This is a genomic window from Winogradskyella sediminis, from assembly GCF_003387355.1.
Classification (GTDB): Bacteria; Bacteroidota; Bacteroidia; order Flavobacteriales; family Flavobacteriaceae; genus Winogradskyella; species Winogradskyella sediminis.
Window position 1 is genome coordinate 137,187 of the sequence record NZ_QUNH01000003.1, and the last position, 14,926, is coordinate 152,112.

Sequence of the window (14,926 nt, forward strand, 5' to 3'; positions counted from 1 at the left end):
GTTAAGCACTGACTTTAGCAAATAAATCACAGATAGAATGTCCGCGATGACTTTCGTAAGTAGGCTATAACTAGCAATGAATTATACACCGTGTTGTAAACAGTTTTTTAGTCTACATATTGATATATTGCAGAATAAGTACTTTGTTCAGAATCTTGAACCGATACAGCAGTTACTGTTGCTGATGTTGGATAATTTTCATTATCATAAGAATAATTCACATTTATTGTATGAATAATTTCTCCTTCTTCATTTTTATAAATAAGTTGAGAAGGGTTATTTACAGGAAAAAGTAATCTTGCTTGAACAATTTCGGGAATTTGCGGATTCAAACTGAAATTTAATTGAACATCATCCAATACTTCAATAATTCCGCCTGCTTCTAAAGTATAAAAATAGGGGTTATGTGTATTATCGTATGAAATTTCTGCTGTATAAATTTTTGTATAATATGAGTCAGTATTGTAGTCATACTCTTCTTCATAAAACTCTATTTCTTTTGGGTTACCATTGTCATCATATTGAATAACTTCTCCAGTTTCAAATGCGTCATAAGGTGATTCATATAATTCTTCAATATTTAGATTGTCATTTCCTCCTCCAGTAATATTAGATAGGTTATCATTATCATCATAAACAAAAATGCTGGTTTCAACACCATCTGATATAGTGTTTAATAATCCATCCGATGTATATGATAACGAAATGTTTTTATTTTCTTGAGAATCTTGGGCTGAAATAATAGAAATAGATTCTATTAATTTTTCTTGAACATTTCCATTTGCATTATCAAATTCATCTGTAACAGAATCTTCACTACAACTCAATGTAAATATTGATAAGCTTAAAAGAATGATTAATGATTTTTGATTTTTCATAATTGATTAATTTTAAATTGTTTAATTAAATTTTGATTTTCGTCAAATTGCATACAGCGGTCTCGGCTATGAGTAGTTGCGTGGGTTAGCACTAAACTTTGCAAGTACACACCAAACTGAAAATCCGCGAGGATTTTCAGAAGTAGGCGAGAACAAGCAATTACTTATAGCCATTGTTGCCAGTAGTATTTATTTCACATTTTTATTTATTTCAAACAATTTTTTATAAATCGCTTTTAAATTTATTGTTCCTTGCAAACCATAATCTTGGATTTCCTTGACTTCTCCATTTTCGTAAATGACCTTTAATATTCCTGTTTGGTCATCAGTCCAATTTACTGAATAAAAGCTTTTTAATTTTTTAAGTTCGGCATATTCAATTAATCCGATTACATTATCATAATCAGTTTGGTTTAACCTAAAACTTTTCAGCCCAGAATGATTTGTAAATTTTTTACCGTTATATTCTAAATTCCTTTCTGAATCTAATTTTATATCAAAAATTGGGCAACTCCCAAAACACCCAGTTGTTGAGAAATATAATTCTTTAATTCTATTAACTTTAGGTTTAATATTCTTATATTCTACAAGCTCGCCAAATTTTACTGTTAAACTATCAACTTTATATTTCACATCTCTGATTGTCCATTCAGATTCTTTCGTTTTACTATTATATGATAAGGCTTCTTGATTTTTTTTAATTTTTATGTTCGGATATTCTTCGTCATCAAATTCTTGGATTTCCGTTTCGAAAATCAACACTTTTTCATTTCCTATTTCTGCGATTGAGTCTAATTCTGGTTCGTTGTCAGAAAAGAACTTTGTGTTTCTGAAATTTAATTCTTTAAAATCTTTATCTCCGTTGTTAAGAACAATAATTAAAGGTACATACGCATTTACAACTAAGTCGGTAAAACCATTGTTATCTAAATCAGTTTTCTTTACAAAGTATTCAAAATCTTCGTCATCTGCCTCAACTTCTTTGTCAAATACTTCTTTGAAAGTATATTTTTTATTGATTTCCTTTTCTAAAAATTTAGCAACTTTCTTATTTGAATTCAGTTCGTCAATAGTTTGCCCAAACATAAAGTTTAAGTTTAGCAATAAAATTCCAATGACGATTGTGTTTTTCATATTACTGGCAACTCGTTATATCATAACTTCTATCACTCATATCCCACAACTTAACCAAGTTAAAGAAAGGTAGGATATGTGTTTAAAGTCATTTGCTACGAAGTTAACTCTTTTTCTTACAAAATCTATACGTAAAGTTACGTACAGATTTGTTTTGTATAAGCCAAGTTAAAACCTTCTCTCCTAAATAACTTACGGTAAACCGTAAAAGCAAAATAAAACGGTTTAAAACGCAAAAACCACCAAGCTTTCACTCAGTGGTTTTTTTAAATTGGTAATTTTTCTTTTTCTATTATTTGTCAATAGAGCCTAAAACGCGTTTCATAAATCCGTTAACGGCTTCTTTTTTAGGTGTGCCTTCCTTTATCATTTTGTTCACTTCAATGGCACCATACATATTAGAGATTAACTCTCCAATAACATCGAGTTCTTCATCTTTAAGCGATGGTACTTCTGTTAACGCTTCTAAGGTTTCAATGGTTTCAATGATATAATCTTCGTCATTGTCTTCAATGAATTGCGTTAGGTGTTTAATTACGGGTAATTTCATTGCTAATGGTGTTTTGTGTTATAAAGAGGTTTCGACTGCGCTTAACGTATCACTTTTGTTGTATTTTGCTTAACCTGATAGACTTGTGTTATACAGCGTCGTCAACCAATTCTTTTAAAACATCAAACTTATTAGTTTGTACCTGACCTTTAAATTCACCGTTTTTGAATGTCGCAAAGGTTGGTAAATTATCTACCGTTGCTAATTTTCTACTCTCAGGAAATTTTTCAGCATCAGCGATCACAAACGTTGCACCTTCGTGTGCTGTGGATAATTTCTTGAATTTTGGCTTCATAATGCGACAATTACCGCACCATGTGGCAGAATACTGTACGATTACAGTGTCGTTACCATTAATGATCTCTTGTAGGTTATCTTGCTCTAATTCTTGTATCATAGTTTTCATTTTTTTTATAGACCTGACAGATTTTTGAAACCTGTCAGGTTTAATTGAGATTGCGTTTTGCTCGCAATGACTAAAGTTCTTAGTGCGTTGCTAAATAAGCAGCAGTACCTTTAGCATTGGCTTGCATAGCTTCTTTACCTTCTTCCCAGTTTGCAGGACACACTTCTCCTTTTTCTTGTACGTGTGTTAAGGCATCAATGATTCTTAAGTATTCGTTTACATTTCTACCTAATGGCATGTTGTTTACACTTTCGTGCTGAATTGTACCTTCTTCATCAATGATGTAAGTTGCTCTGTAGGTTACGTTATCACCTTCTACCGTCATTAAGCCTGTTTCTTCATCAAATTGCTCGTTAAAGATATCTAAGATACCTAAAGCTGAAGCTAAGTTACGGTTAGAATCTGCTAACAATGGGTATGTTACACCTTCAATACCACCATTGTCTTTTGCAGTACTTAACCATGCAAAGTGTACTTCGGCTGTATCACAAGAAGCACCAATCACTACAGTGTTTCTTTTTTCGAATTCACCTAAAGCAGCTTGGAAAGCATGTAATTCTGTTGGACAAACGAAAGTGAAATCTTTTGGGTACCAAAATAACACCACTTTCTTATTGTTGTTTTTTGCTTCTTCTAGAACGTTCACTGTAAAAGTGTCGCCCATCTCATTCATTGCGTTTACGTTTAAATCTGGAAATTGTCTTCCTACTAATGCCATGTTTTTTTATAGTTTTAAATTGAGTATTAATTTTCGACCACAAAGATACTTTTCATTAGCGAATTACCACGGTATGCAAATTTTAATTTTTTATATGTCGATTGATTTTGACTATGGTAATTTTTGATTGTAATAAATAAAAACTATTTATTTTTTAGCATCTTAATTTTAAGATTTAAAGCCGCAAATAATAAAGTGGTAAACGGGCTTAACCAGTTAAATACGGCGTAGAATATATATTCGCCAACACCAACTCCTAAAACACCACTTTGGTAAGCACCACAAGTATTCCAAGGGATAAGAACAGAGGTTACGGTTCCGGAATCTTCTAAAGTTCTACTTAAATTCTGAGGAGCTAAGCCTTTGTCTTCATAGGCTTGCTTAAACATTTTACCAGGAATAACTATGGCCAAATATTGATCTGAAGCTACAATGTTTAAACCGATACAACTGGCCACTGTACTTGCAAATAAGCCAAAGACCGACGTGGCAACGGATAATAACGCTTTGGTGATTCTGGCAAGTGCTCCGATGCCATCCATAATACCACCAAACACCATTGCACAGATAATTAAAAAGATGGTCCAAAGCATACCTTCCATACCACCTGCAGAGAATAAGTCGTTTAATTTTTCATTGTCCGTTACAATCGCTGTATCTGTAAAAATAGAACGCACAATTGCCGATACTCTAGAATCTGCCAAACTATCTAAAATGGCTCCTTGAAATAGGAAGGCAAAAATAATGGCTAAGACAATACCCGAAACCAAAGCTAATAAAGGTTTTGTTTTTAGTAATATTAAGGCTACTACAGCAACAGGAACGGCAAATAACCATGGCGAAATATGAAATGTATCATCTATAGAGGAAAGTAGGTTGCTCACATCTGCAGTACCAGAGGTATCAATATTAAGACTGATGACTGCAAAAACAACTAAAGTAATTATAATTGTAGGCACTGTAGTAATAGACATGTATTTAATGTGGGTAAACAAATCTGTACCAGCCATAGCAGGTGCAAGGTTGGTGGTATCACTTAAAGGCGACATTTTATCTCCGAAGTAAGCACCAGAAATGACGGCTCCGGCAATCATACCAGGATGTATTCCTAAAGCGGTTCCGATACCCACAAGAGCAATACCAACGGTCGCCGAGGTAGTCCAAGAACTGCCAGTGGCAATAGAGATAATAGCTGCGATAATGACGGAAGCGGGTAAGAATATTTCAGGACTTAATACTTGTAAACCATAATAGACCATAGCAGGAATGACTCCACTGACTAACCATGTGCCAGCTAAGGCGCCGACTAAAAATAAAATCATAATAGGAACAAAAACACTTTTAAGGTTTTCCCATACTTCTTTAAGCATGGTAGGAAATGTTACTTTATTAAATAAACCTACAGCAGCTGCTATGCCACCACCAATTATTAATATAATTTGATTGGTGTATGCGCCAAACCATTCTTGATCCTCAATAATAAAGATGTTAATGGCTAATAAAGAGATAAGAATGACGACAGGTATAAGTGCTTCAAAAAAACTAAGTTCTTTATTGTCTATAATAGTTTGATTTTCTGTTTTAATGTCACTTAAGTGGTCGTTTTCTTGCATTTTAGTCAGTTTAGTTCCGTAATGTTACGATTTTGTTAAATCATTTGCAAATGGAATGTATATCTGCAATGGTGTTGCAAAAGATAAGGGTAAGATGCCTAAAGTGCTTTAAGAATCTCACCCTTAATTAAGTAAAGTTATTTTTTTAGCTTAAAGAATCCCCAATTCTTTCATGCAAGAATTCATCATTTTATAAGTACGTTCAATATCGGCATCTAAACCAATAGAAAACCGAATTAATCCATCGCTTAATCCCATGGCTTCTTGTTCTTCTTCTGGGATTTCAGAAGAAGTAGAGCTTCCTGGTGCACTAAATAGGGTTTTGTAAAAACCTAAACTTACTGCCAAATAGCCTAAGTTGCGTTCTTGCATTAATTCCATTAAAGCATTGGCTTTGTTTAAAGAACCGACATCAATAGTTAACATGCCACCATAACCGTATTTGTTATTCATCATAGAAGTAAACAATTGATGTGATGGGTGAGAAGCTAAGCCAGGATAAACCGTTTTTAAACCGTCATTCTCAAATTTTTCAGCTAAATAGTTGGCGTTGTAGCTGTGTTGCATCATTCTAATATGCAGTGTTCTCAAATTTTTTAATACAGAAGCTGAACGCATACTATCCATTGTAGCACCTAATAACATGGCAGCTCCGCTATTCACATTTCTAAGGTCATCGATGAGCTCTTGAGAACCACAAACCACTCCGCCAACGGTGTCCGAAGAGCCATTAATAAACTTAGTAAGACTGTGAATTACAATATCAGCACCTAACGTAGTTGGAGATATCGATAAGGGAGAAAAGGTGTTATCGACCACCAGTTTTAGGTCATGTTTTTTTGCAATGGCAGCTAAACACTTAATATCAGCGACTTCTAATAAAGGGTTGCTCACAGATTCACAGAACAATATTTTGGTGTTTGGTGTAATGGCGGCTTCAACGCTTTCGAGCTTTGTAATGTTTACAAAGGAAGTGTTAATACCTAACCGAGGAGTAAAGTTTTTTAAAAATGCGTAAGTACCACCATAGATGGTGCGGCTGCTCACTACATGGTCGCCAGCATTGCAATGTTGTAAAATTACAGGTGTAATGGCTCCCATGCCAGAAGCAGTTACTGTAGCGGTTTCCGTACCTTCCATAGCAGCTAAGGCTTCTCCTAAATATAAATTAGAAGGTGACGAATGACGCGAATATAAATAACAACCATCTGCGTTACCTTCAAAGGTGTCGAACATGGTTTTTGCGGATAAAAAAGTATAGGTAGAGGAATCTGAGATGGATGGATTCACACCTCCGAATTCACCAAAGTACTGTAAATCTTGAATATGATTTGCTGGTTTAAATGCCATAATAGTTTTATTTAAAGATTAAGATATTCAAAAGTCGCTATATTTAGATAATTAATCAATATACTTTAATATATATGGAATTTTTAACTATATAAATTGATTATGGTAGTTTTATAATCTTTAAATTTGGTTATTTTATAACTAATCACGAAAAAATATAAGTATGATGTTTGATGCCATAGACCGCGAACTCCTTAAATTATTACAAACAGATAGTAAGCAAACCAATAAAGCGCTATCGCATCAACTTAATTTATCTGTGACCGCAGTGTATGAACGTATTAAAAAGTTAGAAAAAAGCGGCCTTATAAAACAGTATGTTGCACTTGTGGATAAAAGCAAAGTAGAGAAGGATTTTGTGGCGTTTTGTCATGTAAAATTGGTGCAACATTCGCAAGATTATGTCGTACGGTTTGAGCGTGAAGTAAAACAACTCCATGAAGTGTTAGAATGTTATCATCTTAGTGGTGATTACGATTACTTACTCAAAGTATTGGTAAAAGACATGAAAGCCTTCAGAGAATTTATGGTTGAAAAATTAACAAAAATCAATCATATTGGCAGTACACACAGTATGTTTATGATTAATGAAGTAAAATATACGACGGCCATTTCAGTGTAAAATAGTGATTCTGTCATAGTTATTGACGAAATTGTAACATACAAATGGTATAAGGTTTTAAGGCAAAAGTGCTTAAAATCTGGAAGTTAGGTGTTTTGAATTGGGTTTAGAATTAAATTTGTTAAAAGAATAGAGATGCTGTTTCTATAATTTTTCTAAATTTAAGCTATGAAATACACCGAGATCAAGGACTTATATAAGTTTATTTTTAAATCTTACGACAAACCATTTCTAAAAGAGCATATTAAAAAAATTATAGAGCTCGATGAATACTTGCCATACAGTTCTACGTTTTTTTGTGTAACTAATACGCAAGATTTAACCTTTGAATACATTAGTAAAAACTACACCTCATGCTTAGGATTAGATGCTAATGAGCTAAAAGTACATGGAATGCGATCTTTGTGGAGCAGAATTCACCCAGACGATGTTGATGCTTGGTTAAATGCATTAAATAGTTTAATGGAATTTACACTAGCGGAAATTCCTAAAAACAAACGAAAAGATGCTAATTACACTTGGAATTTTAGAATGCGAAATAGCGATGAAGTCTATGTTAATATCATTCAAAATACAACACCTCTAGTCTTTGACTCAGAGAGCAAACCAATCATCGGATTAGCGCATTACACGGTTTTAGATCCCAATATTAAAATGGATATTACGGCCTCAGCAAAATTATTAAACACCAACAACGAATACGAAACCTTATTCTTTAGTAATTTCTCTCAAAAATTATTGAATGATGGTATTAGTAATCGAGAACGCGATGTGATTAGGTTACTGGTTTTAAATAAATCTAGTAAAGAAATCTCGAGAACACTAAGTATTAGTTCTCATACGGTAGACACACACCGCAGAAATATTTTAAGAAAGCTCAATATCTCATCAACTGGTGAATTAGTTGGGATGTTAAAAATGAATCAACACTGGCTTTAGGTGTAAGAATACTTAAATTGAGTATTGTTCGGTACTATAAAAATCTGCAACTTTGTTATGCTATAAATCAAGGGGAAATACGTCCATTCTTTCTATTATTTAAAATAATCTAAAGTTTGGACTATTTTATGCAACATCAACTTCTACAAAAACGGTGTTCTTAATATGTAAATTCGGTAAGATTCTTAACTTATAAAGGAACTTACAAGACCGAGAATAAAAGCAATACATTATAGATTTCAATAATGAGTTTAAAATTCGCAAATCATTAATCAAAATTGTACTTTTGTTGGCATTATATTTAATCAGATAAATACTATTCTTTATGAAATCATACGATGTAGCAATAATTGGTTCTGGACCTGGAGGTTATGTAGCAGCAATCCGTTGTGCACAATTAGGCATGAAAACAGCCATTATTGAAAAATATGCTACACTTGGAGGAACGTGCTTAAATGTAGGTTGTATTCCAAGTAAAGCTTTATTAAGTTCTTCACATCATTACGAAGAAGCCACTAAACATTTTGAAGATCACGGCATTGAAATCCCTGGAGATATCAAAGTGAATTTAGAAAAAATGATTGCTCGTAAGCAAGCTGTTGTAGACCAAACTACGGGTGGTGTTGATTTCTTAATGAAAAAGAATAACATCGATGTTTTTGAAGGACTTGGGTCTTTTAAAGATGCAACTCATATAACAATTGATGGTAAAGATGCTCAAGAAATTGAAGCTAAAAATATTATCATTGCTACAGGTTCTAAACCTTCTACATTACCATTTATTACTTTAGATAAAGAACGTATTATAACCTCTACGGAAGCATTAAAACTAAAAGAAATTCCAAAACACATGATTATCATTGGAGGTGGAGTCATTGGTTTAGAGTTAGGACAAGTGTATCGTCGTTTAGGTGCTGAGGTTACGGTTATCGAATATATGGATCGAATCTTACCAACCATGGATGCAGGCTTATCTAAAGAGCTAAATAAAGTCTTTAAGAAAGCGAAATGTAAGATGATGTTATCTCACAAAGTGCAATCGGTAGAGCGCAATGGAGATGAGGTAATTGTAAAAGCAGAAAACAAGAAAGGCGAAGTAGTAGAGTTTAAAGGGGACTATTGTCTTGTTTCTGTAGGGCGTCGTCCTTATACAGACGGATTAAACCTTGATGCTGCAGGTGTAAAAATGACAGATAGAGGACAAGTGGAAGTGAATGAACACTTACAAACTAATGTCTCTAATATTTATGCGATAGGTGATGTAGTAAAAGGAGCAATGTTAGCGCATAAGGCAGAAGAAGAAGGAGTATTTGTTGCTGAAACTTTAGCAGGACAAAAACCACATATTGATTACAACTTAATTCCAGGTGTAGTGTACACATGGCCAGAAGTTGCTGCGGTTGGTAAAACGGAAGAAGAATTAAAAGAAGCAGGTACGGCTTATAAAGTGGGGCAATTTCCATTTAGAGCCTTAGGTAGAGCTAGAGCAAGTGGTGATACAGATGGTTTTGTAAAAATCTTAGCCGATAAGGCAACCGATGAAGTTTTAGGAGTACATATGATAGGTGCACGCTGTGCCGATTTAATTGCCGAGGCTGTAACTGCTATGGAATTTAGAGCATCTGCTGAAGATATTTCGCGCATGTCTCATGCCCACCCAACATTTGCAGAAGCTGTAAAAGAAGCCGCTTTAGCTGCCACAGATGATAGAGCGTTACACGTTTAGAACATAACAAATGATAATAGAACCAAAAACGAGAGGCTTTATATGTTTAACAGCACACCCAAAAGGCTGTGAACAAAATGTATTAAAGCAAATTGAGTATATAAAATCAAAACCGACCACTAATGGTCCTAAAAAGGTCTTAGTCATAGGTGCGTCTACAGGCTTTGGCTTGGCATCTAGAATTACAAGTGCTTATGGCTCTAACGCCTCAACCATTGGTGTGTTTTTTGAAAAACCACCCAAAGAAGGTCGTCCGGCGTCACCAGGTTGGTACAATAGTGCTGCATTTGAAACTCAGGCACATAAAGATGGCTTATATGCCAAAAGTATAAATGGAGATGCGTTTTCAAATGAAATTAAGGATCAAACTTTAAAGTTGATTAAAGAAGACTTAGGAGAGATTGATATGCTGGTATACAGTTTGGCTTCTCCAGTAAGAACACACCCTAATACAGGAAAGCGCTACAAGTCCGTTTTAAAACCGATTGGTGATACCTTTACTAATAATACGGTAGATTTTCATACAGGTGAGGTTAAAGAAATTTCAATTGAACCATGTTCTGGAGATGATATAGATAATACTATTGCTGTAATGGGAGGTGAAGATTGGCAAATGTGGATTGATCTTTTGAGGTCGGAAAACGTTCTATCTAAAGATTTTAAAACAGTAGCTTATTCTTATATTGGCCCTTCGTTAACTGAAGCTGTATATAGAAAAGGAACCATTGGTAGGGCTAAAGACGATTTAGAGGCAACGGCGTTTAAAATTACAGAATCCTTAAAAGACATTAACGGAAAAGGTTATGTGTCAGTAAATAAAGCTTTAGTAACGCAGGCAAGTTCTGCAATTCCTGTAATTCCGTTATATATTTCTTTGCTATATAAAGTAATGAAAGAAAAAGGAATTCATGAAGGTTGTATAGAGCAAATAGAACGTTTATTTAACGAACGCTTATATGCTGAAGATTTGCAATTAGATGAGCAAGGTAGAATCCGTGTTGATGATTGGGAAATGCGAGACGATGTACAAGCAAAAGTGTTAGAGCTATGGCAAGAGGCTACCACAGAAACATTACCAACTATTGGTGATTTAGAAGGTTATAAAATAGATTTTTTCAACCTATTTGGTTTCGATGTTGAAGGTGTCGATTATGATAAAGATGTTGATGAAATGGTCGTAATTCCTGGGTTACAATCGTAAAACATATAGTTTTAAAAAGCGAACTTATTGAGTTCGCTTTTTTGTTCTAATTATGTTCTAATGAAAAAGGCATTCTTTTATTTTCTATTTGTGATTTAAAAAAGACACTCAGGAACATTCGGAAGCCATTGTAGAAATAGAACTCGCCAAATATGATTTGTATAAAAAACAAGTATTATAATTCGTGTAGTAAATCTTCAATCCGCATACGATTGCTATAATCGTGCTCATTAACATCTCTTACAAAGCAAAAAGCGCTAATCTCACCAGAATTTACTTTTTCAGCTAAAACTTCAACTTTAAACGGACCAAATTCTTCGGATTTTTCAATATAGTAGAATTCATGATCATAGATAATAGTGCTCACTTTCTTTTTGTATTTATCCTTTAAGAAAGCCTGAATATCTTCTACAGAATTAATATCGTCTTCATAGTTGGTAGCATTGATGTACATTGCAAATTCCTCCTTGCTTTGATTGTTTAACACCAGTATATCATCATCCTTAAAAAATGCGCTTACCGTTATTTTACCATCTTCGGTTTCAATAGATAAAACATTTTGAATATTAATACTCCAAGATGTGGTAATTACATTATTTTTTCTAGAAATCTCAAGAATATTATCTTCCTTAAACGTATACACAGATTTCTTTTTAGATATGCCATTGACTAAAACCCAAGGCTTATTTATAAAAAGGGCATCGTGGTGATGTTCGTAATTAAAAGGTTTTAAATTCGGAATGGTGTTATGTAGGTAGTCGTTCATGTAGCGTTCTTCAATACAAAAGCAGTGACTTTGTAACGTTAAGATTAGGGCCTTTATTTTCTTAAAGTTAAAAATTTTCTAGACGTTTCAAAACTTCTTTCTTATAACTTCGACTAATGGAAAGTGCTTTCCGATTAACTGTAACATATTCATTTGTAAAAGACTGTATGTGTTCTAAAGCAATTATATACGATCTGTGGATTCTTATAAAACGAGATGTTGGTAGTTTAGCTTCAATCGAAGTGATGGTTTCTCGTGTCACAATTGTTTGATCTAAGAGGTGAATTTTAATATAATCGCTATAACTTTCGATATAAAAAATAGCGTCAAATTCTACTTTAAGCATTTTACGGTTAGAACGTACAAAAATGAAATCGTTGAATTCTGAAGGTTTGGATATACTTTCATTTTTAGTAGAAGCCACTTCAAAATAACGGTTCACGGCTTTTAGCAAACGCTCAAAAGCAATGGGTTTTAATAGGTAATCGACAGCTTGTAGATCAAAACCTTCAACGGCATAATCTCTGTAAGCTGTGGTAAAAATAATTTTGATGTTTTTGTTTATGGATTTAGCGAAGGCCATACCAGAAATATCTGGCATATTAATATCTAAAAAGATTAAATCAACATTATGATTACTAATAAAATTGAAGGCTTCAATGGCATTTTTACATTGCGATATAATTTTGATGTTTTCAATTTTAGATAAGTGAGAAGTGATGATTTCTCTAGCTATAGCTTCATCGTCAACGATTATACAAGAAATAAGCTTAGACATGGTTTAGTTTAGATTGAGGAGTTATTGACAAGACTACTGTATAATCGGTTTCGTTTTGATTGATGGTAAGGTGATGCTTATTTGGATATACGAGTTCTAATCGCTTTCTAATATTATCTAATCCAATGCCGTTTGCAGAGTTTGAATAATCTTTAACAGAACTGTTTTTAATTTTAAAATGAATGTTATTTGTATTAGCTTCAATATGAATTGTAATCGTTAAGCTACCATTTAAAATTCTTCCGTGTTTAAAACTGTTTTCTACAAAAGGAATTAATAGCATTGGTGCAATTTCTATGCATTCAGAACTAATACTTTTTGTTAGTTGTACATTAATAGTATCGCTAAAACGCATTTGCTCTAATGTGATATAGTCTTCAATATGATGAATTTCATTTTGTAAACTTACCAGTGGTTTATCTACCTGATACAATAGGTAATCTAGTAAGTTTGATAATTTTAAAATCATTTCTGGCGTTTCGTCTGCTTTTTTTAAAGCAAAACCATACAACATATTTAAGGTGTTGAATAAAAAGTGCGGATGAATCTGCATCTTAAGATACTTCAATTCTTGCTCTTTTAATTTTAGTTGTGTTTCAAGAATTTTTGTTTCTAGAGTTTTTGTTTTCTTTGAAGCAATAATGTTAAGTTTCATCAACCTAAAAGCACTTACAATAAACGTAACGAGAAAAATACCTGTCATTACAAAAAGAATGTTTCTTGTAATAGGATTCATATGAGTATATTGAAAGTCTGATAGATATATTAAACTAAAGAAGATTGAAACCATTACTAAATAGGTAGATATGATAAGGGTGTATAGGCTATAAACAATAAAGCGTAAGTAGCGTTTAGTAATGAGGTAATCAGGAATTAATTTGTAAATAGAAACATAGGTTAAGGCAATTGTTATGGGCATTAAAAAAAGTGAATACACTAAAGTATCATTAAAGTTATGGCTTCCAACTCCAAAAAAATAGGTATAGAATAGGAGTACAGCACACCAAAATAAAATATGGAGCAGACCTTGACTAATTTTTTTTAATATGAATTTTTTGTTAAGCATGTTCTATAATAATCCTTACAATAATACTATATTTTTTAGCTGGATTAGCAGTTTGTAGACGAACGACCATATTAACAATGGTTTTAGCATTTGGTTTAAACGGATGCTAAATTGGTTGTTCGTCGCAATTATAATTTTTAAAGCCTCTTATATTTTAAGTTTGAAGTATGTTTAACTTAATATCATCAATTATGAACGAATTAGTATTGTCTAATGTTTTAATGACTTCAAATCAATTTGCAGATCGTTTTAATGAAGGAGGCCCTTTTTTTATGTCTCTCATCTTAGTTTGCCTTCTATTATCTGTATTTTTTCTTATAAAAGGTTTCATCAGCCTTAAAAAAAACATATCACAATCCGAAAAAATGCTAAGACTCACTGTAGACGCTAGTTTATTAGGTTTAGTTTTAGGGTTTTTAGGATCTGTAATTGGTTTAATCACTGCATTTGATTCGGTAGAAGCCATGGGAAATCCGGATCCGTCTGTTTTTGCGGGTGGACTTAAAGTTTCTTTATTAACAGCCACTTTTGGGCTGTTTTCTTTTGTAATTGCTAGAATCGGCATCTTGTTATTACGATGGTGCTTACTTGCAGAAAGGAAGGAATAGCATTTTTTTAAAGACGATACCTCATAAGCGAACTTTATAAAGTTCGCTTTTTTATTATCTACTGTTTTATTTCTGTAATTTTGTAAAAATAGATTATGGAAGAACTAACTCTTACTACACCAGCGCTTTTGTTCTCGGCAATATCTTTAATTATGCTTGCCTATACCAATCGATTTTTGGCCTATGCTGCCATAATTCGGAATCTTAGTGATCAATATTTAAAGCACCAAGATGCCGCTGTCCTTAGACAAATTAAAAATTTAAAATTAAGAATTAGGCTAACCAGATATATGCAAATTGCAGGAATAAGTAGTTTGTTATTTTGCGTTATAACAATGTTTTTAATTTATATAGACTACCATATTGTGGCAGTGTGGGCGTTTGGATTAGGACTTTTACTTCTTATCCTGTCGCTATTATTTTTAATTTGGGAAATACAAATATCGGCCAAAGCCTTACAACACCATTTAGGAGATATAGAAAATCATTTAAATAAATAATTTTTTTAAATTTTATGTGACCAATTTCAAGATTGGGTGTCTTAAAACTAGTAACCAATTTAATACCGACC

16 protein-coding genes are annotated in these 14,926 nt (G+C 33.1%); 6 read left to right on the forward strand and 10 right to left on the reverse strand.

The features are described 5' to 3' along the window. Positions 1–107: 107 nt before the first annotated feature. From C8N41_RS13325 to C8N41_RS13355, 7 genes are all read right to left on the reverse strand, one after another. Positions 108–878, reverse strand: a complete 771-nt coding sequence (locus tag C8N41_RS13325) for a hypothetical protein (protein WP_115839636.1) — start codon at positions 876–878, stop codon at positions 108–110. Positions 879–1,067: 189 nt separating this feature from the next. Beyond that, on the reverse strand, positions 1,068–2,012 hold the full coding sequence (locus C8N41_RS13330; RefSeq protein ID WP_115839637.1) for a DUF6438 domain-containing protein: 945 nt from the start codon (positions 2,010–2,012) through the stop codon (positions 1,068–1,070). A gap of 292 nt (positions 2,013–2,304) precedes the next feature. Then, positions 2,305–2,562 carry a DUF6952 family protein gene (locus C8N41_RS13335; RefSeq protein WP_092443256.1) on the reverse strand — a complete coding sequence of 86 codons (258 nt, stop codon included), beginning with the start codon at positions 2,560–2,562 and terminating at the stop codon, positions 2,305–2,307. 88 nt (positions 2,563–2,650) lie between these two features. Further along, positions 2,651–2,959: a thioredoxin family protein gene (locus C8N41_RS13340; protein ID WP_115839823.1), complete on the reverse strand. Its 309-nt coding sequence runs from the start codon at positions 2,957–2,959 to the stop codon at positions 2,651–2,653. Between the two features lie 88 nt (positions 2,960–3,047). Then, the gene (locus C8N41_RS13345; RefSeq protein ID WP_092443251.1) at positions 3,048–3,686 is read right to left on the reverse strand and encodes a peroxiredoxin; all 639 of its coding nucleotides are present in this window, start codon (positions 3,684–3,686) and stop codon (positions 3,048–3,050) included. Between the two features lie 143 nt (positions 3,687–3,829). Next, positions 3,830–5,299 (reverse strand): Na+/H+ antiporter NhaC, encoded by a 1,470-nt coding sequence (gene nhaC / locus C8N41_RS13350; protein ID WP_115839638.1) that lies wholly within the window; start codon positions 5,297–5,299, stop codon positions 3,830–3,832. A 150-nt stretch (positions 5,300–5,449) separates the two neighbouring features. Further along, a complete protein-coding gene (locus tag C8N41_RS13355) occupies positions 5,450–6,649 on the reverse strand; it encodes an aminotransferase class I/II-fold pyridoxal phosphate-dependent enzyme (RefSeq protein ID WP_115839639.1) in 1,200 nt (399 codons plus the stop codon). Positions 6,650–6,812: 163 nt separating this feature from the next. Between C8N41_RS13355 and C8N41_RS13360 the strand changes: the two genes are divergently transcribed. The 4 genes from C8N41_RS13360 (at position 6,813) to fabV (ending at position 11,137) form a co-directional block, all read left to right on the forward strand. Continuing rightward, a complete protein-coding gene (locus tag C8N41_RS13360; RefSeq protein ID WP_092443245.1) occupies positions 6,813–7,271 on the forward strand; it encodes an Lrp/AsnC family transcriptional regulator in 459 nt (152 codons plus the stop codon). A gap of 168 nt (positions 7,272–7,439) precedes the next feature. Next, positions 7,440–8,210: a LuxR C-terminal-related transcriptional regulator gene (locus C8N41_RS13365; RefSeq protein ID WP_115839640.1), complete on the forward strand. Its 771-nt coding sequence runs from the start codon at positions 7,440–7,442 to the stop codon at positions 8,208–8,210. Between the two features lie 325 nt (positions 8,211–8,535). Further along, a complete protein-coding gene (gene lpdA / locus C8N41_RS13370; protein WP_115839641.1) occupies positions 8,536–9,936 on the forward strand; it encodes a dihydrolipoyl dehydrogenase in 1,401 nt (466 codons plus the stop codon). Positions 9,937–9,946: 10 nt separating this feature from the next. Continuing rightward, positions 9,947–11,137: an enoyl-ACP reductase FabV gene (gene fabV, locus C8N41_RS13375; protein ID WP_115839642.1), complete on the forward strand. Its 1,191-nt coding sequence runs from the start codon at positions 9,947–9,949 to the stop codon at positions 11,135–11,137. 175 nt (positions 11,138–11,312) lie between these two features. On the opposite strand, the gene C8N41_RS13380 is transcribed toward fabV, so the two are convergent. The 3 genes from C8N41_RS13380 to C8N41_RS13390 all read right to left on the reverse strand — a co-directional run bounded on the left by C8N41_RS13380 (position 11,313) and on the right by C8N41_RS13390 (position 13,600). After that, a complete protein-coding gene (locus C8N41_RS13380; protein WP_092443237.1) occupies positions 11,313–11,903 on the reverse strand; it encodes a hypothetical protein in 591 nt (196 codons plus the stop codon). 67 nt (positions 11,904–11,970) lie between these two features. Further along, positions 11,971–12,681: a LytR/AlgR family response regulator transcription factor gene (locus C8N41_RS13385; RefSeq protein ID WP_092443235.1), complete on the reverse strand. Its 711-nt coding sequence runs from the start codon at positions 12,679–12,681 to the stop codon at positions 11,971–11,973. After that, complete coding sequence (locus tag C8N41_RS13390) at positions 12,674–13,600, reverse strand: sensor histidine kinase (protein WP_249033281.1); 927 nt, start codon at positions 13,598–13,600, stop codon at positions 12,674–12,676. The genes C8N41_RS13385 and C8N41_RS13390 overlap by 8 nt, the downstream gene beginning before the upstream one ends. 338 nt (positions 13,601–13,938) lie before the next feature. Here C8N41_RS13390 and C8N41_RS13395 point away from each other — a divergent pair, with 338 nt between their 5' ends. Together C8N41_RS13395 and C8N41_RS13400 are read left to right on the forward strand one after the other, a co-directional pair. After that, on the forward strand, positions 13,939–14,355 hold the full coding sequence (locus C8N41_RS13395; RefSeq protein WP_249033282.1) for a MotA/TolQ/ExbB proton channel family protein: 417 nt from the start codon (positions 13,939–13,941) through the stop codon (positions 14,353–14,355). 95 nt (positions 14,356–14,450) lie between these two features. Further along, the gene (locus C8N41_RS13400) at positions 14,451–14,855 is read left to right on the forward strand and encodes a DUF2721 domain-containing protein (RefSeq protein ID WP_115839645.1); all 405 of its coding nucleotides are present in this window, start codon (positions 14,451–14,453) and stop codon (positions 14,853–14,855) included. The last annotated feature ends 71 nt before the right edge of the window (positions 14,856–14,926 follow it).